Genomic DNA, 19700 nt, shown 5'->3' with positions numbered 1-19700 from the left:
CCGCTCAGCCGATCCTTTCCACTATCACGAACCGCGTCGCCACGACCTGCGTCGTGTCGTCCACGGTGAATTCCGGATCTTCCATGGCGGCGCGCATTTCGGCGCTCTGCCAGTAGTCCGTGTGGTCCGCGCGCCATTCGGCGACGCTGGTGAAGCCCTCACCTTCGTCGAGCGCGTGCCGCAAGTCCACTTCGGACAGCGAGAGCACGCGCACCTCGGTGGTTTCGAGCACCGCGACGCCGACGCCCGCCGAGTCGATCATCAGCTCGCGCTCGCCGACGACGGGCAGTTCTTCGCCGTACTTCTCGTATTCGGCCAGCAGGCCGGTGGTCGACGTCTTCTCCCCGCGCAGGATCGCCGCGACCAGCTTGTCGCGCAGCGGGCCGGGGAACGCGAATTCCGCGTGCTTCACGCGTGCACCCGCGGCGGTGTCGGCCGGTTCGCGTCGTCGCCGCCGACCACGCGGGCGCCCGGGACCGGGCCGTGGGCCACGCGGACCGTGCGGCACACCCCCGCGCCCGACAGCTCCGCGGCGACCTCCACCGCCGAGTTGGCGCCTTCGCAGAGGAACGCGCACGTCGGGCCGGAGCCGGACACCGTGCCCGCGAGCGCGCCCGCGTTCACGCCCGCGCGGAGCGTGCGGCGCAGCTCCGGGCGCAGCGAGACCGCCGCCGCCTGGAGGTCGTTGCCGAGCAGGAGGGCCAGCTGGCGTGGGTCGCCCGAGGCCAGCGCCTCGACGACCGGGGTGTGCGAACCGATCCGCGGCGGCTTGCCCGCCGCGCGCAGCCGGTCCAGCTCCTTGAACACCTTCGGCGTCGACAGCCCTTCGGAGTCGAACGCCAGCACCCAGTGGAACGTGTGCCGCGAAAGCACCGGGACCAGGTGCTCGCCGCGCCCGGTGCCGAGCGCGGTGCCGCCGTAGAGCGCGAACGGGACGTCGCTGCCCAGGCCGGCGGCGAGCCCGGCCAGTTCGTCGCGCGTGACGTCGAGGTTCCAGAGCGACGCGAGGCCGACCAGGGTCGCCGCCGCGTCGGCGCTGCCGCCCGCCATGCCGCCGGCGACCGGGATGCCCTTGCGCAGCACCACCCGGACCTTCGGCTCGCCGGTGCGCCCGACGTGCTTGGCGAGCAGTTCGACCGCCCGCCACGCCAGGTTTTCCGGGCCGGTCGGGACGGTGCCTTCACCTTCGCCGTAGACCTCGATGCCGGGGTCGTCGGTGACCGCGACTGTCACTTCGTCGGTCAGCGACAGCGCCTGGAACACGGTCACCAGCTCGTGGTAACCGTCTTCGCGCAGGTCGTCGACCGAAAGGTGCAGGTTGACCTTGGCCGGGACCCGGACGGTGACTGGGGGCGGAACTACGGCGAGCACCCGACCAGCCTACGTGTCCGCGTTCCGACCAGGAGAAAGGATGTCGAGCCCGACGGCGAGCGCGACGTCCGGCGGGGTTTCCGGGCCGCCTTCGACGCTGGTGAGCTGCACGGCGACCAGCGCGAGCCGCGCGCGCAGGCTCGCTTCGGGGGCGTCGGACCCGCCGCAGAGCAGCTCGTGGAGGCGGAGCATCCGGTCCGCGAGCCCGGCGCCCGCGGCGATGGCCTTCAACGCCGTCGCGTTGCGCTGCACCAGGCCGATGACCGGGCCGAACTTGCTTTCGACCAGCCCGGCGTACGCGGTGAGCAGCTCCTCGGGCCGGGTTTCGCGCTCGAGGAGGTCGTCGAGCGCCGTCCCCCAGTCCTCGAGGAGGCTCGTGACGATGTCCTCCTTCGTGCGGAAGTGGTAGTACAGCGCGGCTTTCGTCACCTCGAGCCGCTCGGCGATCTCCCGCAGCGAGCTGCCTTCGTACCCCTGCTCGGCGAACAGCTCGAGCGCGACGCGCTGGATGCGTTCGCGCGTGTCGGTGCGTCGCCCGGCCATGCTCCACCCCTCAACTTACTTGACGGCCGACTAGTAATCACCTAGCTTGGCATTGCTTGTCGGCCGACAAGCAATGCATCTGCAGCTTACCTCGGGGGTTCACCGTGACCACCACCGCGCCGGAGCGCGTCGCGGGCCGCTGGCTCGCGCTCGCCGCGCTGGGCCTGGCCCAGCTGATGGTCGTGCTCGACACGACCGTCGTGAACATCGCCCTGCCGTCGGCCCAGCGCGCGCTGGGCCTGTCCGGCACCGGCCGCCAGTGGACGATCTCGGCGTACACGCTGGCGTTCGGCGGCCTGCTGCTGCTCGGCGGGCGGCTGGCCGACCGGCTCGGCCGCCGCACCACCCTGCTCGTCGGCATCGCCGGGTTCGCCGTGGCGTCCGCGGTCGGCGGCGCGGCCCCGTCGGCGGGCTGGCTGATCGGCGCCCGCGCCGCGCAGGGCGTGTTCGCCGCGCTGCTGGCGCCGTCGACGATGTCGTTGCTGACGCTCACCTTCACCGACCCCCGCGAACGCGGGAAGGCGTTCGGGATCTTCGGCGCCATCATGATGTCCGGCTCCGCGCTGGGCCTCACCGTCGGCGGCGCGCTCACGCAGTTCCTCGACTGGCGCTGGAGCCTCTACGTCAACGTGCTGGTCGCCGTGCTGGCCGGGCTGGGCGCCTGGTTCGCCGTGCCGCCGACGGCCGCGCACCGCGACACGCAGCTGGACTGGACCAGTGCGGCGCTCAGCTGCGGCGGCGTCGTGCTGCTGGTGCACGCACTGTCCGAAGTGGCCACTCAGGGATTTTCCCTGCCGGTGCTGGGTTTCCTCGTGCTGTCGCTGTTCCTGCTCGGCTGGTTCGCGCGCCGGCAGGCCCGGCACCCGCACCCGCTGCTGCCGCTCGCGGTGGTGCGCGACCGCGCTCGCGCCGTCGCCTACCTGACGATCGGGGCGGCCTCGTTCGGCGCGTTCGGGATGTTCCTGTTCCTGACCTACCAGCTGCAGGTCGTGATGGGCTACGGCGCGCTCGCCGCGGCGCTGGCGTTCCTGCCGACACTGGGGGCGAACATGCTGACGTCGACCCAGCTTTCGGGACGGCTGCTCCCGCGCGTCGGCCCGCGGCCGCTGCTGGCGGGCGGGTTGTCCGTGCTGGCTTGCGGGCTCGTGGCGGCCACGCGGCTGACGCCGGACGCGTCCTACGCCGGGGTCGTCCTGCCGATGCAGCTGCTGCTCGGCGTCGGGGCCGGGCTGTGCATGCCGGTGGTGCTGAACGTCGCCACCCGCGACGTCGGTGCGCGGGACGCGGGCGCGGCTTCGGCGTTCGTGACGACGTCGCAGCAGGTGGGCGCGTCCCTCGGCACGGCCGCCCTGAACACCATCGCCACCGCGGTCTCGGCGGGCCTCACCACGCCGACGGCGATCGTCCACGGCTACACGACGGCGTCGGCCTGGGCGGCGGCGATCGTCGCCGCGGCCGCCCTCACCGCGTTCCTCGTCCTCCCGCGCGGCTCCCGCTGAACGCCGTGAAGGCCACCTCGAATTCCTCGAGGTGGCCTTCGCGACAGATGGGATCAGGCGGCGACGACGGCCTGGGGGCCGCGGGCGGTCTGGGTGACGTGGCCGCCGCGCTCGGCGACCCACGCCAGCGCCGCGTCGGCGCGCTCGCCGCGGACGCCGAGGCGGAAGCGGCCGACCGGGGTGTCGCCGATCCGGGTCAGCCCGCCGCCGATGGTGGCGAACTCGACGTCGAAGCGGCCGGCGGCCTCGGGCAGCAGCGCGCCCACCGACGCGAACCCGACCAGCACGACGTCGACCGCGCGGTCGTAGCGCGAGGACTGCGAGCGCGACGTCTCGATGGCCGGCAGCAGCGCCTGCGCGGTGCGGCTGCCCGGGTTCGAGATCAGGTCGAGCACGGTGCCGCGCTCGACGACGGTGCCGTCTTCCAGCACCGCGACGTCGTCGCAGAGCCGGCGGACGACGCCCGCGTCCGGCGTCGTGACGACGACCGTGGTGCCGAGCTCGGAGCGGGCGCGGTCGAGCACGGTGAGCACCGAGCCGGCCTCCTCCGGGTCGATCCCGGCGGTCGGGTCGTCGGCGAGCAGCACGGCGGGCGCGGCGGCCAGCGCCTTCGCGACCGCGACGCGGCGGAGCTGACCCGCGGTGAGCTCACCGGGACGCTGCGCGGCGCGCGGGGTCAGGCCGACGAGGTCGAGCAGCGAGCCGACCCGGCTGCGGCGCTGCGGGCCGTCGACGCCGAGCTGCTCCAGCGGGGAAGCGATGTTGCCGGCGATGGTGCGCTCGGCGATCAGCTCCGGCTTCGTCGAAACGACCCCGAGCTGACGGCGGATCTCGCGGAGGCGGCGGCCGTCGAGCGTGCCGGTGTTGAGGCCGTCCAGCCGGACGACGCCGCGGTCGGGGCGCTCCTGCAGCGCGATGCACCGGGCCAGGACGGACTTGCCCGAACCGGCCGGGCCGACGACGCCGAACAGCGAGCCGGCCTGGACCTCGACGCTCACGTCGTGCAGGGCGACGACGGAATCTCCGTTGGTGGCAAAGGATTTGGACAGGTTTTCGACCGTGATCACGATAGCTCCAGAAAAACAGGGCGCAGCGCACGAGGGCGCGCCCGGCCACAAGCGAGTGTCCGTCCTCAGTGGACGGTGCGTGAAGAAGGGGTGTGTCGGCTCAGACGAAGCTCAGCGCGAGCGTCGACATGCGGAGACGGAGCGGCGGCCTTCGTCGACAACGCGGCGCCTGGTCAACAGCAGGGGGCGAGCTACCCTCTTCATCGAAAACGGCCTCCATCGGTCCTGGCGGTAGCACCTGCCCTGTGGAGGGTGGTTGCTGCGACTTCGACGAGCCAGGTCTCTCGGTCGCTCGGGATGGACGTACTGAGTTAAGCCGATCCCACGGAGCGAAAGCAAGCCCGTTGGCCCACATCACACGACTGGAGGTGTCGCAGTCACGGGGTGACGGCCGAAACGTGCGTTTTTCACCGCCTCCACTGTGGTGGATTCAGTGGTGGACCCGCGCGCGTGCCGCGATCCGGGCGAAAGCGTGCACGTCGAGCTGCTCTCCCCGGGTCTTCGGGTCGACCCCGGCGGCCGTCAGGAGCTCCCCGGCCCGTTCGGCCGAGCCCGCCCAGCCCGCGAGCGCGGCGCGAAGCGTTTTCCTGCGTTGTGAGAAAGCGGCGTCAACCAGGGAGAAGAGACCGTCCCGGTCTTCGGACGCCGGGGTGGCGGCGCGCTCGAAGGCGACGAGCGCGGAATCCACGTTGGGCACCGGCCAGAACACCGACCGTGGTACCGCGGCGACTTTCCGTGCGGGACCGTACCAAGCGAGCTTGACGCTCGGGACGCCGTAGATCCGGCTGCCCGGCCCGGCCGCCATCCGCTCGGCGACCTCGGTCTGCACCATGACGAGCCCGGAGGCGAGCGAGGGCACTTCGGCGAGCAGGTGCAGCACGACCGGCACGGCGACGTTGTAGGGCAGGTTGGCGACGAGCGCGGTCGGCTCGCCGGGCAGGTCGGCGTTCTTGACGCGCAGCGCGTCGGCCCCGACGACGGTCAGCCGGCCGGCGGCTTCGGCCCCCCGCTCGGCGACGGTCTCGGGCAGCCGCGCGGCGAGCTTGGGATCGATCTCGACGGCGACGACCCGCGCCCCGGTGGCGAGCAGGCCCAGCGTCAGCGACCCGAGCCCGGGCCCTACCTCGAGGACGACGTCGTCCTCGGTGACGTTCGCCAGCTCGACGATCCGCCGGACGGTGTTGGGATCGTGCACGAAGTTCTGCCCGAGCTTCTTGGTCGGCCGCACGTCCAGCTCGGCCGCCAGCGCCCGGATCTCGGCCGGTCCCAACAGTTCAACCACCGGGCGAGCTTACCGACCGTACTCCGGCCCTGTTCCGCTCGGTGCGGACCGCAGACGAAACGACCCCCGCCCAAAAAGGACGGGGGCCGTTCCGAAGCGAAACTCAGGCCTTCTTGCCGCAGACCGGCCAGGCGCTGTAGCCGCCACGCGCGTCGCGGACCTTCTCCGCGACCGCGATCTGCTGCTCGCGCGAAGCCTGGCTCGGCAGGTTCGCGTACGCGTCGCCGCCGTAGGCGTCCCAGGTGCGCTTGTCGAACTGGAGGCCGCCGTAGTAGCCGTTGCCGGTGTTGATGGCCCAGTTGCCGCCCGACTCGCACGCCGCGATGCGGTCCCACGCGGAACCGTCGCCGATGGCCGGGGTCGGGGCCTTCTTGGTGCCGACGTGGATGATCTTCGGCTTGGCCGCGGTGATGATCTGCTCGGAGATGCTCTCGCGGGCGACCTCTTTGCCGTTCTTCTGCGTGACCTTGTAGGTCACCATCTTCTCGCCGGGCGTGCCGGGGTCTTCGACCTGGGTCTTGCCCTTGTCCAGGTCCGGGTCGTCGACGCGCTGCTCGGGCGGGTCGATGGACTCCTTCTGGACGACCGTCGAGACGCCGGTGCGGCTGATGTGGACCTGGGCGCCGTCGGTCAGCTTGACGTCCAGACCGCCCTCGGCCTGGTCCTCCGGGCCCAGGGTGAGCTTGTACTCGCCCAGGAACTCCTTCGTCGTGACCGCGGTCGTCTTCACCTGCTTCGGCGCGTTGGCGCCGTCGTACAGGGTGATGTTCTTGAGGGTCTTGATCTCGACCGTGGCGCCCTGGAGCGGCAGCTCGCCGTCCTTCGGCATCGACATCCACGTGCCGGGCTTGTCCATCCCGGTCATGCCGAGCTGGGACAGCGCGTCGCCGAGGTGGGTCGCGCGCACCCAGGAGGTGTGCTCCGCGCCGTCGACGATCATCTTGAGCTGGCGGCCGCGCTCGAGCTTGATGACGCCGCCGTCGCCGACCTCCGCCTGCGGGGAGGGCGAGAGCGAGTCGTGCTCGCCGACGGACAGGCCCGCGTCCTCCAGCACTTCGCCGACGGTGTCGCCGAAGGAGTGGATGGTCTGCTGCTGGCCGTCGACGTCGACGGTGACGCTCTTGTTCATCGCCAGCGCGGCCGCGCCGCCGCCGGCGACGCTGATCATGACGCTGAGGACGGCGCCCTTGAGGAAGCGGCGCTTCCAGACCTTGCTGGTCTGGCGGATGCTCTCGTCCATCGCGGCGCGCTTGGCCTGCGGGGACGCGGTCCGGTCCGCCTCGATCTCGTCCGGGATGACGATCGGGGGCAGGTACGTCGTCTCGGCGTTGATGAGGCGGATCAGTTCGTCGACGTCGACGTCGATCTCGGCCATCATCGCGTCGGCGTCGGGGCCGAGCGCGGCGAGGATGTCCTGCTGCGTGATGTTCGGGTCGTCGGAGAAGTCGAGCTGACCGTACGCGGTGTTCTCGAAATAACTGCGTTCGAGAACGGCGGAGCGCGCTCCAGCCTGTCTGCTACCTGTCACCGGGGATCGTTCCCTTTCACGAGACGGCGGTCGGGGGCGCCGTCTCTACGACTGGGCGTGACGATCGGAAGCTGCTGAGCGCAGGCCCGACCGGCACGATCACGGGACAGTAACGGGTCCCGCCGGGTTGCGCAAACACCCCCCGGAGTGTCGTGATCCCCGTCACTCCATCAGGTGGACGATCAAGGAACCCTGATGTCGCAATGCGTTCACCCCGTTGTGACGCTGGGGAGTCGGTACACCCGCTCGGCAGTGGTTCGGACCGCTTCGGCGACTTCGTGGACAGCTTCGCCCCTGAGCGCCGCGAGGTGACGGACGGTGTAAGCCGCGCCGAACGGCTCGTTCGGCCGTCCACGGAACGGGTGGGGGGTCAGAAACGGTGCGTCGGTCTCGACGAGGTACTGGTCCGCCGGGCAGAGCCGGGCTGCCTCGTGGAGGCCCTTGGCGTTCTTGAAAGTCACCGTGCCCGCGAAGGAAAGGACGTATCCCGCGTCCACGCACTTGCGGGCCATTTCCGCGTCTCCGGAAAAACAATGGAAGATTACGGCATTCGGCGCATTCTCTTCGGCCAGGATGCGCAGCACGTCGTCGTGGGCCTCGCGGTCGTGGATCATCAGCGGCTTGTCCAGCCGCTTCGCGAGGTCGATGTGCCAGCGGAACGCCTCCTGCTGGGCGTCGTGCGGCGAGTAGTCCCAGTAGTAGTCGAGACCGGTCTCGCCGACCGCGACCACGCGGTCGGTCGCAGCCAGGCGCTCCACTTCGGACTTCTCGGCCTCGCCGAACGCCTTGGTCCGCGTCGGGTGGATCGCGACGGCGGCCCACACGCGCGGGTCCCAGGTCGCCGCCTCGGTGGCCCAGCGGGCCGAGGCGAGGTCGTCCGCGACCGTGACGACGCGGGCGACACCGGCGCGCTCGGCGCGGTCGACCATGGCCGCAACATCGGCCGCGGTGACCGCGCCGCACGCGTCGAGATGGGTGTGCGCGTCCACCACCGACACCGGGAGCCGGTCCGGGACCGGCGGCAGCTCGCGCTTCTCGTCACCCATGCATACCTCTTACTCCTTGGTGATCGGCGCCCACTCCGGGCCGGTCTCGCCGAGCGCCGGGTCGAGCTTGGTGAACAGCGGCGACGGCTTGGCCAGCGGCACGCCGACCTCGATCGGCTTCGACTCCCACTTCGCCTGCTCGCCCGCGTAGTCACCGGTCAGGATCGGGTTGACCCGGCCGGCGATGTCGAGGTCGTCGACCTCCTTGAGCTCCGGCTGGGCGGCCCAGACGCCGGTGCCGCCGAGGGCCTCGTGCACCTTCTGGGCCGAGTGCGGCAGGAACGGCGTCAGCAGCGTGTTGGCGTCGGAGACGACCTGCAGCGCGGTGTGCAGCACGGTGTCGCGCCGCGCCGGGTCGTCCTTGAGCTTCCACGGCTCCTGGTCGGAGATGTACTTGTTCGCCGCGGTGACGACCTTCATCGCCTCGCTCGCCGCCTGCTTGAACCGGGAGCGGGCCAGGTGCGCGCCCGCGGTGTCGAACGCCTTGCGCGACAACGCCTTCAGCTCTTCGTCGGCCGCCGTCGGGGCCTCCGGGCGCGGGATGGCGCCGACGTTCTTGTGCGCCATCGAGATGGACCGGTTGACCAGGTTGCCCCACTCGTTGGCCAGCTCGAAGTTGGTCCGGCGGACGAACTCGTCCCAGGTGAAGTCGGTGTCCTGGGTCTCCGGGCCGGCGACCGAGATGAAGTACCGCAGCGTGTCCGGGCCGAAGTCGCGCAGGAAGTCCTCGACGTAGATGACGCGCCCTCGCGAGGTCGAGAACTTCGAGCCGCTCATGGTGAGGAACTCGCTGGAGACGATCTCGTCGGGCAGGTGCAGCTTGCCGTACTTGCCGGGCTCGCCGCCCTTGTCGCCTTCGCCGTTGTGGCCGAACAGCAGCGCCGGCCAGATCTGGGCGTGGAAGGTGATGTTGTCCTTGCCCATGAAGTAGTACGACCGGGCGTCGGCGTTGTTCCACCACTCCTGCCACGCGTCCGGGTTGCCGGAGCGCCGAGCCCACTCGACGCTGGCCGAGAAGTACCCGATCACCGCGTCGAACCAGACGTAGAACCGCTTCAGCGGCTGGTCGCGCCAGCCGTCGAGGGGGATCTTGACGCCCCAGTCGAGGTCGCGGGTGATCGGCCGGGGCCGCATGTCGTCGATCAGGTTCTTGGTGAAGTTGAGGACGTTCGGGCGCCAGTCGGTCTTGGTGCCCAGCCAGTCGCCGAGGGTCTTGGTGAACGCCGGCAGGTCGAGGAAGTAGTGCTCGGTCTCGACGAACTTCGGCGTCTCGCCGTTGATCCGCGACTTCGGGTTGATCAGCTCCGCGGCGTCGAGCTGGTTGCCGCAGTTGTCGCACTGGTCGCCGCGCGCGCCGTCGTACCCGCAGATCGGGCAGGTGCCCTCGACGTAGCGGTCGGGCAGCGTGCGGCCGGTGGACGGGCTGATCGCGCCGCGCGTGGTCTTCGGCACGACGTAGCCGTTGCGGTGCAGCGCCAGGAAGATCTGCTGCGTCACCTCGGCGTGGTTGCCGGTCGTGGTCCGGGTGAACAGGTCGTAGGAGAGGCCGAGGCCCTGCAGGTCGGTGCCGATCTGGCGGGTGTACTTGTCCGCCGTCAGCTGCGGGGTCGAGTCTTCCTTGTCCGCCTGGACCGTGATCGGGGTGCCGTGTTCGTCGGTGCCGGAGACCATGAGCACCCGGTTGCCGGCCATTCGCTGGTAGCGGGAGAAGACGTCGGACGGGACGCCGAATCCGGACACGTGGCCGATGTGGCGGGGGCCGTTGGCGTAGGGCCAGGCCACCGCGGTCAACACAGGGGTGCTCATACCTTATTAGCCTACGGAGGGCGTCACGCGCATTGTCGAGAGGGAGGCCCGGTTGTCGGCGACACGGCTGCTCGTGCTCGGGGTGGTGCGGATGTACGGCCGCGCGCACGGCTACCAGGTGCGGCGCGAGCTGCTGAGCTGGTCGGCGGACAAGTGGGCGAACGTCCAGCCCGGCTCGATCTACCACGCGCTGAAGAAGATGACGACCGAAGAGCTGCTGGAGCAGGTCGACGTCGAGCCGGGCGCCGGCGGCCCGGACCGCGTCGCCTACCGGCTCACGTCCGAGGGTGAGCAGGAGTACCAGGTGCTGCTCTCGAAGGCGCTGTCCGACCCGGAGCTCAACCACCCGGACCTGTCGGCGGGGATCTCACTGATGACGACCCTGCCGCGCGCCCGCGTGATCAACCTGCTCCGGCACCGGCTGGTGCACTTGGAGGCCGAGCAGCGACAGGCGGTGCTGATGCTCGACGAGGTGAAGGCGAGCATGGAGCTGGGCACGCCCGAACACGTCGGCGAGCTGTACCGGCTGTGGGGCGGGATCACGGACGCGAGCCTGACGTGGCTGGAGGGGCTGATCGCCCGGCTCGAGGCCGGTGAGTACGAGATGGCGGGCGAGTCCGGCGCGTCTTTCGGGGAGCCTCCGGCCGGGTAGGCGGGCGGCCGGCCGCGGGAGGTCATGAACGACTCGTTCATGACGCCGGACGCGGTGAACGACCCTTTCATGACGTCAGGCCAGGGGTCGGTAATCAAGTTTGACTAGTGGGTCCTCGCTGCGGCACAGTGTGTCCCTCAAGTAGTCAAGTTTGATTAGAGAGGGGTTCCCATGATCACCGCACGCGGTCTCGAGCGGCGGTTCCGCCGCAAGGGCCGCACTGGGGGCGAAGTCCACGCGGTCAAGGGCGTCGACCTCGACGTCGGCGCAGGCGAGCTGGTCGCCTTCCTCGGCCCGAACGGCGCCGGGAAGACCACCACGCTCCGCATGCTCACCACGCTGCTGAAACCGACCGCGGGCACCGCGACCGTCGGCGGCCGCGACCTGCTCGCCGATCCGCTCGGCGTGCGCGAACGGATCGGGTACGTCGCCCAAGGCGGCGGGACCGCGCCCGAATCCACCGTCGCCGACGAGCTCGAGCTGCAGGGGCGGCTCCACCGGATGAGCAAGGCCGACGCGATCGCGCGCGGGGCCGAGCTCGCCGAGCGGCTCGACCTCACCGGGCTGGACCGGCGGCCGGCGAAAACGCTGTCCGGCGGGCAGCGGCGGCGGCTCGACATCGCGCTCGGGCTGATCCACTCGCCCGGGCTGGTGTTCCTCGACGAGCCGTCGACCGGGCTCGATCCGCAGAGCCGGGCGAACCTGTGGGAGCACATCCGGCGGCTGGGCGTCACCGTCTTCCTGACGACCCACTACCTCGACGAAGCCGACGCGCTGGCGGACCGGCTGATCGTCATCGACGGCGGCCGGATCGTCGCCGAGGGCCCCCCGGACGCGCTCAAGGCGCAGGTCAACGGCGATCGCGTCGAGGTCGGCGTCGATCCGGAACAGGGCGCGGACGCCGCCGAGATCGCCGGACGGCTGGCGGGGGCGCGCGAGCTGTCCGCGGCCGGCGGCGAGATCCGGTTCCGGGTGCCGCGCGGTGACGTCGCGCTGCCGGAACTCCTGCGCGCGCTGGACGCCGAGAGCATCCCGATGCGGTCGGTCCAGGTGCACCGGCCGACGCTCGACGACGTCTTCCTGACCCTGACCGGACGATCCCTGCGCGAGGCCGAGGAGGGCACCCGTGCTGCGTGACACCTGGCTGATCTTCCGGCGCGACACCGTGGCCGCGGTGCGCAACCCGACCTGGCTCGTCATCGGGATCATGCAGCCGCTGCTGTACCTGTTCCTGTTCGGGCCGCTGATGGTCAAGGCGGTGCGGGCCCAGGGGCTGTCCGAAGTGGACGGCTGGCTGCTGCTCACCCCGGCCCTGATCGCCCAGCTGGCGCTCTTCGGCAGCTCGTTCGTGGGGTTCGGGCTGCTGGCCGACTACCGCTCCGGCGTGGTCGAGCGCTTCCGGGTGACGCCGGTCAGCCGCGCGGCGCTGCTGCTGGGCAAGGTGCTGGCCAACGCGCTGCAGGCGGTCGTGCAGGCCCTGCTGATCATCGCGCTGGCGTACCTCGCGTTCGACCTCGACGCGCCGGTCGGCGGCGTGCTGCTGAGCCTGGTGATCGTGTTCCTGCTGGCGGTGTCGCTCGCGTCGTGCTCCTACGCGCTCGCGCTGACGCTCAAGAGCGAGGAAACGTTTCCCGCCCTGCTCAACGCCGTGCTCATCCCGCTGCTGCTGCTTTCCGGGATCCTGCTGCCGATCACGGCCGGCGCCGCACCTAAGTGGCTGTACACCGTTTCCCAGCTCAACCCGTTCCGGCACGTCGTCGACGTCGAGCGCAGCACCTTCCGCGGCGACTTCACGGTGGACGCCTTGTTCACCGGCAGCGTCGTGGTGCTCGTCATGGCGGTGGTGTCCGTGTGGTGGGGCACCCGGACCTTCCACCGCGACAACGCCTGACCGGAAAGTGCCTGATCAACCTGGGCGTTGCTGACTGCGGGCCCGCCTCCGGCGACGTATGGTGTGCTCTCATCTACGCGCCGGGGGCGGACTGTGACGGAGCCGGAGAGCGAACGCGGCATCTCGCTGTCCCACCGCGAGCGCGTCGCCGACTGGTACGCCGTGCGCGCGGCGGACACGAGGTTCGTGTCGGTGACGATCACCGAGAACGTCAACTGGAGCAACGGCGCGGCCGAGCGCAACCTGGCCGGCGCGCAGGAGGCCGGGCTGCACGTCGGTGGGCGGCACTACGCGCGGCCCGGCGCGGTGCACGACCAGGCCGACCACTTCGTCCGGACGGCCAGCAGGCTCGGCGCGTTCGCGCCCGGGTCGCTGGCGCCGGCACTGGAGGTGGCGGCGCCGAGCGTCGACGACCGGTTCATCAAGGCGTGGATCAAGCACGTCCGGCACGCGGCGCGCATCGAGCGGGTGCTGGTCTACGCCGACCACGACTGCTGGGCGCACCGGCTGCACCCGGACCGCTGGGCCGACAGCGAGGTCATCCTCTGGCTGACCCGCCACAACGGCATCCCCGGCCGGCCGGGCTGGTTCCACTCGCGGCTCGGCCTGCACCAGCACGCGTGCGCGCCGGACGTCCCCGGCATCGCCGGGCCGGTCGAGCAGAACGCCGTCGTGTACCCGTTCACATTGGGCGACTTGCTGCTCTGACCTGTGGTGGTATGGCGCCATGCGCGTGACGAGCACCCCACTCCGGACGGACGTCACGCCCGCGCGCGCGTTCGCGGTCCTCGCCCACCACGCCGCGGCCCGCGGGCTGCCGCCGCCCGCGATGCTGTCCGGCGAGTGGTTCGGCGCGCAGGCGGTGATCGCGCCTTCGCCCGCGGTGTCCCCCGGTCCGCTGCCGACCGTTTCACCGGTGCCCGCGCCGCCGGGGGTGATCGGCGGCGGCTGGTTCGGCTACCTGGGGTACGACCTCGCGGATCCGTCGGGCCGCACCGGTTTCCTGCCGCCGTCGGCGTGGGGCTGGGCGGACCACGTGCTGCGCTGGTCCGCCGCCGGCACCTGCCACCTGGAGTCGCTGGACGGCGGCGGCCCGCCGGTGTCCACGATGGAATCCCGGCTGGCTTCCGACGTCCCCGGACTCACCTGGACGGCCGGGCCGCTGCGGCGTCCGCTGCCGTCGGAGCACCGGGACGCGGTGAAGGCGTGCGTGCACGCGATCGAAGCCGGGGAACTGTTCCAGGCCAACATCTGCTCGCGGTTCACGGGCACGTTCTCGGGCTCGCCCGAGGCGTTGTTCGCGGCCGGGGTTTCGTCGTTGTCCCCGCGCCGCGCGGCTTTCCTGGCCGGCCCGTGGGGGTCGGTGGTCTCGTTTTCGCCGGAGCTGTTCCTCGCGCGCCACGGGCGGGCGGTGCGCTCGACGCCGATCAAGGGGACGCTCCCCCGGCGCGGCCCCGCCGACGACGGGAACGCCGCGCTGCTGCGCCGGTCCGCGAAGGACGTCGCGGAGAACGTGATGATCACGGACCTGGTGCGCAACGACCTCGGCCGGGTGTGCGAGGTCGGCTCGGTGACCGTGCCGTCGCTGCTGCGCGTCCGCCCGGCGCCGGGCGTGTGGCACCTGGACTCGACGGTGACGGGCACGCTCCGCCCGCCGGTTTCGGACGCCGAGCTGCTGGCCGCGACGTTCCCGCCGGGCTCGGTGACGGGTGCGCCGAAGATCCGCGCGCTGGACCTGATCGCCGCGTTGGAGCCGGTCGGACGCGGCGTCTACACGGGCGCGATCGGCCTGCTGTCCCCGGCGGCCGGGCTGGAGCTGAACGTCGCGATCCGCACGTTCGAGATCACCGGCGGCGCCATCGCGCTCGGCGTCGGCGGCGGCATCACGGCGGACTCGGACCCGGAGGCGGAGTGGCAGGAGTGCCTCCACAAGTCAGCACCCCTGGAACGCCTGCTCGCCACCGGCTCGTGAGTGTTCAGGGCGGTGGGAACCGCCCTGAACACTCACGACTACTTGCCGGGGTCGAGCAGGAGCTTGCCGACGGTCTTGCGGGAGCGCAGGGCCTCGTGCGCGGCGCGGGCGTCCGCCAGCGCGTACTCGCCGCCCGGGATGGCCTTGAGCCGGCCCGCAAGCACCAGGTCGAAGAGGTCGTTCAGCGCGGTGCCGAAGACGTTGCCGGGCAGCCGGAAGACGTGCGGCAGCCACATGCCGCTGATGGTCGTGCTGTGGCCGAGGACGTTGCGCAGCTCGACCGGCTTCGGGCTTTCGCGCCCGGCCATGCCGTAGAACGCGAGCCTGCCGAACGGCGCCAGCGCGGCGATGCTCTGGTCGGTGGTGGTCCCGCCGACCATGTCGAGCACGACGTCGACGCGGCGGCCGCCGTTCGCCTCGATCAGCGCGGCGGTCATGTCCCCGGCGCGCGAGTCGATCGCGACGTCGGCGCCCAGCTCCAGCGCGAGCGCGCGCTTCTCCTCGCTGCTGGCGGTGGCGATCACGCGGCCCGCGCCCCACGCCTTGGCGAGCTGCACGGCGATGGTCCCGACCCCGCCGGCGGCGGCGTGCACGACGACCGACTCGCCCTTCTCGAGGTGGGCGTTGCGGCGCAGCAGGACCCACGCGGTGGTGCCCTGGACCAGCATGGACAGCGCGGTGAGGTCGTCGACGCCGTCGGGCACCGGGAAGGTCGTGCCCTCGGGCGCGACGGCCCGTTCGGCGTACCCGCCCCCGCCGTTCAGCAGGGCGACGACGCGCTTGCCGTCGTGGGTCCCGACCACTTCACCGCCGGGGACGAGGGGCAGCTTCGACGGCGCGAGGTAGCTGTTTTCGGCCTGGTGGGTGTCGGCGTAGTTGACGCCGACGCGATCGACGGCGATCAGCACCTCGCCGGGCCCGGCGACCGGGTCGGGCAGCTCGACCGGCGTGAGCACCTCGGGTCCGCCGAACTCGGTCACCTGCACTGCGCGCATGTCGTGTTCCCTCTCCGTCGTGGCTGTGAGACATTCTGGCATATGTCTCAGGAGTTCGAGCGGGCACGCGAGTGGTTCCTGGCCGGCCGCCGGGTCGACATGGGCGAGCTGGCCGAGGACCGGTCCATCAGCCGCGCCACCCTGCACCGCCGGGTGGGCTCCCGCGACCGGCTGCTCGGCGAGATCCTGTGGTCGCTGTCGGCGGCCTCGATCGCCCGGCTGTGGCCGTCCTGCGTGGGCCGCGGCGCGGCGGGGGTGGCGGACTTCGTGAGCGGCTACGTCGGGTTCGCGAACGACTCCCCGCCGTTCCGCGACTTCCTGCGCCGCGAGCCGGAACGCGCACTGCGGCTGCTGACCACCCGCGCGAGCGTCTGCCAGCAGCGGACGACGGCGAAACTGGTGGAGCTGCTGTCGGGCGAGGTCTCGGCGGGGCGGCTCCTCCCGCCGCTGCCGGTCCCGGACCTGGCCTACCTGCTGGTGCGGATCGGCGAGTCGTTCGTGTACACGGACGTGATCACCGGCGACGCCCCCGACGCGGCGAAGGCGCACGCCGCGGTGACGGCGCTCCTCACCTGAGCCCGGCCGCCTCGGCCCGCGAAGCGCGCGCTTCCGCCGCGGCCCGCTCCCGGTCTTCGGCGAAGAGCAGGAGAGGGGCCAGCGCTTCGAGCGCTTCCGCGATCGCCACCCGCCAGGCCGCGGTGCCGAGTTCTTCACCGGGCTTCGCGGCCCGCACCCGCCGAAGCTCCCTCAGCGCGGCGCGCAACTCCGGCGTCACTCGGCCTTCCGCGCCGCCAGCACGGCGTCGTAAAGCTCCTTTTTGGACACGCCTGTCGCTTCGGCGACCTCGGCCGCCGCGGTCTTCAAGCGCTCGCCCGCCGCGACGCGGGACTGGACCTCTGACACCAGGTCCGCCACCGAAAACTCCCGCGGCGCGGCACCCGCGAGCACCACCGTGATCTCCCCGCGCACCCCATCGGCCGCCCAGGCGGCCAGCTCGGGGAGCGTCCCCCGCTTCACCTCTTCGTACGTCTTCGTCAGCTCCCGGCACACCGCGGCCCGCCGCGTGCCGCCCAGCACCGAAGCCGCGTCCGCCAGCAAGGACGCCAGCCGGTGCGGGGACTCGAAGAACACGGCCGTCCGCGGCTCGTCGCGCAACGACGTCAGCCACCGGGTCCGCTCGCCGGGCTTGCGCGGCGCGAACCCCTCGAAGCAGAACCGGTCGCACGGCAAACCGGACAAAGCGAGCGCCGTGGTCACCGCGGACGGCCCGGGCAGGCACGTCACCGGCAGGTCCTCCGCGACGCACGCCGCCACCAGCCGGAAGCCCGGATCGGACACACTGGGCATACCGGCGTCGGTCACGAGCACGACCGTCTCGCCCGCGCGTAACGATTCGATCAGCTTCGGCAGCCGCGCCGTCTCGACGTCTTCGTAGAAGCTCACCACCCGGCCGCGCGGGGAGACCTCCAGCGCGGACGCCAGCGACTTCAGCCGCCGGGTGTCCTCCGCCGCGATGACGTCGGCTTCCGCCAGTGCTTCCGCCAGTCGGGGCGACGCGTCGCCGACGTCGCCGAGCGGGGTCGCGGCGAGCACGAGACGACCGGGAAGCAGCGAAGGACTCACCCGGCCAGCCTAGGCTGATCAGCGGATCCGGACGACGGACGCCCTGTCCCGCCCGTAGGATCGCCCCCGTGACCGCCGTGCTGACCCGTCCCGACGACGAAAGCGTCCGGCCGGACCCGGTCGAGGCGCTCCGGCCGCCGACCGACCGCGAAGTGACCCTGCTCGGCCGCGGCATGCCGACCGACCGGCTGCGCGGCTGGATCGTCACCCTCGTGCTGACCGTGATCGGCGGCATCGTCCGGCTGCAGAACCTCGGCGTGCCGACCGACAAGGGCAGCCCGGTCTTCGACGAGAAGCACTACGTGCCGCAGGCGTGGCAGGTGCTGCGCAACGGCGGTTACGAGGACAACTACGGCTACGAGCTGGTCGTCCACCCGCCGCTGGCGAAGCAGCTGATCGCGATCGGCGAATGGCTGTTCGGCTACAACGGGTGGGGCTGGCGGATCATGCCCGCGCTGGCCGGGACGCTGATCATCCTGCTCACCATCCGCATCGCGCGCCGGCTCACGCGCTCGACGCTGCTCGGCGCCATCGCCGGCATCCTCGTGATCAGCGACGGCGTGCTCCACCTGCAGTCGCGCATGGGCATGCTGGACATCTTCATCGCGCTGTTCGTGCTCGCCGCGTTCGCCTGTGTGCTCGCCGACCGCGACCAGGTGCGCGAGCGGCTCGCGACGGCCGTGCGCGAAGGCTGGGTCAACGAGTCCGTGTGGGGGCCGAAGCTCGGCTTCCGCTGGTGGCGGTTCGCGGCCGGCCTGATGATCGGGCTCACCTTCGGCGTCAAGTGGTCGGCGCTGTACTACATCGTCGCGTTCGGGCTGCTCACCGTGTTCTTCGACGTCGCGGCGCGACGGGCGGCCGGCGTCGAACGGCCGTGGCTGGGCACGATCCGCCGGGACGTGCTGCCCGCGCTGTGGGCGATCCTGGTCATCCCGTTCCTCATGTACTTCGCCGCGTTCTGGGCGTGGTTCGCCAGCGAGACCGCCACCGACCGGCACTACACGGAGATCAAGGACATCGCGCCGGGCGCCTTCGCGTGGGTGCCGCCGGCGCTGCGCTCGCTCGGCGACTACACGGCGAACGTCCTGCACTTCCACGAAACGCTGGTCACGCCCAAGGACAACCCGCACCCGTGGGAGTCGAAGCCGTGGACGTGGCCGATGGGCCTGCGCCCGATGCTCTACAGCTACAACGGCGAAGCCACCGGCTGCGGCGAGTCCCGCTGCATCAGCGCGACGATGCTGATCGGCACGCCCGCCATGTGGTGGGCGGCGATCCCGATGCTCGGCTGGGCGGCCTGGCGCTCGATCTTCCGCGCGGACTGGCGCTACGCGGCCGTGCTCGTCGGCTACCTCGGCGGCTACGTCTTCTGGTACACCAACATCGACCGCCAGATGTACTTCTTCTACGCGACGCCGCTGGCCGCGTTCCTGGTGCTGGGCCTGACGTTGTGCCTCGGCCAGATCCTGGGCAGCGCCCGGCGCGGCTTCGAGAGACGCGGGACCGGTCTGCTCGTGGTGTCGCTGTACGTCGGTCTGGTGGTGGCGAACTTCGCCTGGCTGTGGCCGATCCTGAACGGCATCGCGATCACGAACGGCCAGTGGGAAGCCGAACGCTGGCTGCCCTCCTGGCGGTAGCTAGCCCGCGAAGTAGGCCACCGGCGTGACCCCGACGGCGCGCCGGAACGCCGCCACGAACGCGCTCGCCGAGCTGTAGCCCACGCGGTGGGCCACCGCCGCCAGCGGCGTGCCCGCGGCCAGCAGCGGCAGCGACGCCCGCAGCCGCACCTGCGTGCGCCACGTCCCGAACGGCATCCGGCCTTCGCGGGCGAACGCCCGCGCCAGCGTCCGCTCCGACGCGCCGACCGCCCGGCCGAACTCGGCGAGCGTGCGGGGATCGGCCGGGTTCGCGAGCAGGACCCGCTCGACGTCTCGGGCGCGCGGGTCGGTCAGCGGCGGTACCGCGATCGGCACCACGTCGAGCGGCTCCAGCAGGTCGAACGCCACCGCTTCGGCACGCACCCGGGCGGCCGGCGCGACACCGGCGCCGGTCAGGTACTCCAGGAGCTCGCGCAGCAGGGGCCGGACGACGACCACCCGCGGCTCCGGCCACGACACCGGCGACAGCGCGGGGTCGGCGTAGATGCCCCGCAGCGCCGCCCGGCCGAGCGCGCCGGTGCGGTGCCGGACGCCCGCAGGCATCCACAGCGCGCGCGTCGGCGGCAGCACCCAGCCCGCGTCCCCGGACTTGACCGCGACGACCCCGCGCGCCGACCAGACCAGCTGGTGCGCGGGGTGTTCGTGCCAGGGGAACCAGGTGCCGGCGGGTAGGTCGAACTCGCCGAGCAGCATCGCTTGACCGGTTGACGACATCACCTGGCACGCTATCGGCTTCCGGCCACGCCCGCGCCGAAATAGCGTCGGAC

Annotated in this window: 20 protein-coding genes and 1 riboswitch; of the genes, 8 read left to right on the top strand and 12 right to left on the bottom strand. The window is 71.6% G+C overall.

The genetic code is table 11. The features are described from left to right. Nucleotides 1–4: 4 nt before the first annotated feature. From ACLJQM_RS09455 to ACLJQM_RS09445, 3 genes are read right to left on the bottom strand one after another with little or no spacing between them, the layout of a single operon-like run. Nucleotides 5–412 (bottom strand): ASCH domain-containing protein, encoded by a 408-nt coding sequence (locus ACLJQM_RS09455; protein WP_410630782.1) that lies wholly within the window; start codon nt 410–412, stop codon nt 5–7. Further along, a complete protein-coding gene (locus ACLJQM_RS09450; protein WP_410630781.1) occupies nt 409–1371 on the bottom strand; it encodes a 4-(cytidine 5'-diphospho)-2-C-methyl-D-erythritol kinase in 963 nt (320 codons plus the stop codon). Before ACLJQM_RS09450 ends, ACLJQM_RS09455 begins: the two co-directional genes overlap by 4 nt. A 9-nt stretch (nt 1372–1380) precedes the next feature. Next, complete coding sequence (locus ACLJQM_RS09445; protein WP_410630780.1) at nt 1381–1914, bottom strand: TetR/AcrR family transcriptional regulator; 534 nt, start codon at nt 1912–1914, stop codon at nt 1381–1383. 104 nt (nt 1915–2018) lie between these two features. Between ACLJQM_RS09445 and ACLJQM_RS09440 the strand changes: the two genes are divergently transcribed. Then, nucleotides 2019–3413, top strand: a complete 1395-nt coding sequence (locus ACLJQM_RS09440) for an MFS transporter (RefSeq protein ID WP_410630779.1) — start codon at nt 2019–2021, stop codon at nt 3411–3413. 53 nt (nt 3414–3466) lie between these two features. On the opposite strand, the gene ACLJQM_RS09435 is transcribed toward ACLJQM_RS09440, so the two are convergent. From ACLJQM_RS09435 to metG, 5 genes are all read right to left on the bottom strand, one after another. After that, a complete protein-coding gene (locus ACLJQM_RS09435) occupies nt 3467–4480 on the bottom strand; it encodes a methionine ABC transporter ATP-binding protein (RefSeq protein WP_247018285.1) in 1014 nt (337 codons plus the stop codon). 213 nt (nt 4481–4693) lie between these two features. After that, nucleotides 4694–4784: riboswitch (SAM riboswitch) on the bottom strand. A 126-nt stretch (nt 4785–4910) separates the two neighbouring features. Further along, nucleotides 4911–5762 carry a 16S rRNA (adenine(1518)-N(6)/adenine(1519)-N(6))-dimethyltransferase RsmA gene (gene rsmA, locus ACLJQM_RS09430; protein WP_360783356.1) on the bottom strand — a complete coding sequence of 284 codons (852 nt, stop codon included), beginning with the start codon at nt 5760–5762 and terminating at the stop codon, nt 4911–4913. A gap of 103 nt (nt 5763–5865) precedes the next feature. After that, entirely contained in the window at nt 5866–7290 is a 1425-nt protein-coding gene (locus ACLJQM_RS09425; RefSeq protein ID WP_410630778.1) for a transglycosylase family protein, read from the bottom strand. Nucleotides 7291–7499: 209 nt separating this feature from the next. Next, complete coding sequence (locus ACLJQM_RS09420) at nt 7500–8336, bottom strand: TatD family hydrolase (protein ID WP_410630777.1); 837 nt, start codon at nt 8334–8336, stop codon at nt 7500–7502. A 9-nt stretch (nt 8337–8345) separates the two neighbouring features. Next, nucleotides 8346–10142, bottom strand: coding sequence for a methionine--tRNA ligase (gene metG / locus ACLJQM_RS09415; RefSeq protein WP_410630776.1), 1797 nt, complete (start codon nt 10140–10142; stop codon nt 8346–8348). Nucleotides 10143–10194: 52 nt separating this feature from the next. On the opposite strand from metG, the gene ACLJQM_RS09410 reads away from it, so the two are divergent. From ACLJQM_RS09410 to ACLJQM_RS09390, 5 genes are all read left to right on the top strand, one after another. Beyond that, nucleotides 10195–10794, top strand: coding sequence for a PadR family transcriptional regulator (locus ACLJQM_RS09410; protein WP_360783367.1), 600 nt, complete (start codon nt 10195–10197; stop codon nt 10792–10794). A gap of 171 nt (nt 10795–10965) precedes the next feature. Next, nucleotides 10966–11931, top strand: coding sequence for an ATP-binding cassette domain-containing protein (locus ACLJQM_RS09405; protein ID WP_410630774.1), 966 nt, complete (start codon nt 10966–10968; stop codon nt 11929–11931). Beyond that, the gene (locus tag ACLJQM_RS09400; RefSeq protein WP_360783373.1) at nt 11921–12685 is read left to right on the top strand and encodes an ABC transporter permease; all 765 of its coding nucleotides are present in this window, start codon (nt 11921–11923) and stop codon (nt 12683–12685) included. Before ACLJQM_RS09405 ends, ACLJQM_RS09400 begins: the two co-directional genes overlap by 11 nt. Nucleotides 12686–12778: 93 nt before the next feature. Continuing rightward, nucleotides 12779–13393, top strand: coding sequence for a glycoside hydrolase family 25 protein (locus tag ACLJQM_RS09395; protein ID WP_410630773.1), 615 nt, complete (start codon nt 12779–12781; stop codon nt 13391–13393). Between the two features lie 19 nt (nt 13394–13412). Beyond that, the gene (locus ACLJQM_RS09390; RefSeq protein ID WP_410630772.1) at nt 13413–14657 is read left to right on the top strand and encodes an aminodeoxychorismate synthase component I; all 1245 of its coding nucleotides are present in this window, start codon (nt 13413–13415) and stop codon (nt 14655–14657) included. A gap of 38 nt (nt 14658–14695) precedes the next feature. On the opposite strand, the gene ACLJQM_RS09385 is transcribed toward ACLJQM_RS09390, so the two are convergent. Further along, a complete protein-coding gene (locus tag ACLJQM_RS09385) occupies nt 14696–15652 on the bottom strand; it encodes a zinc-binding alcohol dehydrogenase family protein (protein WP_247018269.1) in 957 nt (318 codons plus the stop codon). Between the two features lie 42 nt (nt 15653–15694). On the opposite strand from ACLJQM_RS09385, the gene ACLJQM_RS09380 reads away from it, so the two are divergent. Continuing rightward, on the top strand, nt 15695–16228 hold the full coding sequence (locus ACLJQM_RS09380) for a QsdR family transcriptional regulator (protein WP_410630771.1): 534 nt from the start codon (nt 15695–15697) through the stop codon (nt 16226–16228). Here ACLJQM_RS09380 and ACLJQM_RS09375 read toward each other — a convergent pair. Both ACLJQM_RS09375 and rsmI read right to left on the bottom strand, forming a co-directional pair. Beyond that, the gene (locus tag ACLJQM_RS09375) at nt 16221–16385 is read right to left on the bottom strand and encodes a hypothetical protein (RefSeq protein ID WP_410630770.1); all 165 of its coding nucleotides are present in this window, start codon (nt 16383–16385) and stop codon (nt 16221–16223) included. The two genes, ACLJQM_RS09380 and ACLJQM_RS09375, sit on opposite strands and share 8 nt — an antisense overlap. A 38-nt stretch (nt 16386–16423) precedes the next feature. Further along, a complete protein-coding gene (rsmI, locus tag ACLJQM_RS09370; RefSeq protein WP_410630822.1) occupies nt 16424–17263 on the bottom strand; it encodes a 16S rRNA (cytidine(1402)-2'-O)-methyltransferase in 840 nt (279 codons plus the stop codon). 80 nt (nt 17264–17343) lie between these two features. Between rsmI and ACLJQM_RS09365 the strand changes: the two genes are divergently transcribed. Continuing rightward, nucleotides 17344–18912: a dolichyl-phosphate-mannose--protein mannosyltransferase gene (locus ACLJQM_RS09365; RefSeq protein WP_247018264.1), complete on the top strand. Its 1569-nt coding sequence runs from the start codon at nt 17344–17346 to the stop codon at nt 18910–18912. Here ACLJQM_RS09365 and ACLJQM_RS09360 read toward each other — a convergent pair whose 3' ends face one another. Next, nucleotides 18913–19626 (bottom strand): AraC family transcriptional regulator, encoded by a 714-nt coding sequence (locus ACLJQM_RS09360; protein WP_410630821.1) that lies wholly within the window; start codon nt 19624–19626, stop codon nt 18913–18915. Nucleotides 19627–19700: the final 74 nt, after the last annotated feature.

Origin of the sequence: Amycolatopsis sp. cmx-4-83 (genome assembly GCF_046548815.1) — a bacterium.
GTDB classification, from domain to species: Bacteria; Actinomycetota; Actinomycetes; order Mycobacteriales; family Pseudonocardiaceae; genus Amycolatopsis; species Amycolatopsis pretoriensis_A.
This window is presented reverse-complemented; position numbering and strand designations above follow the sequence as displayed.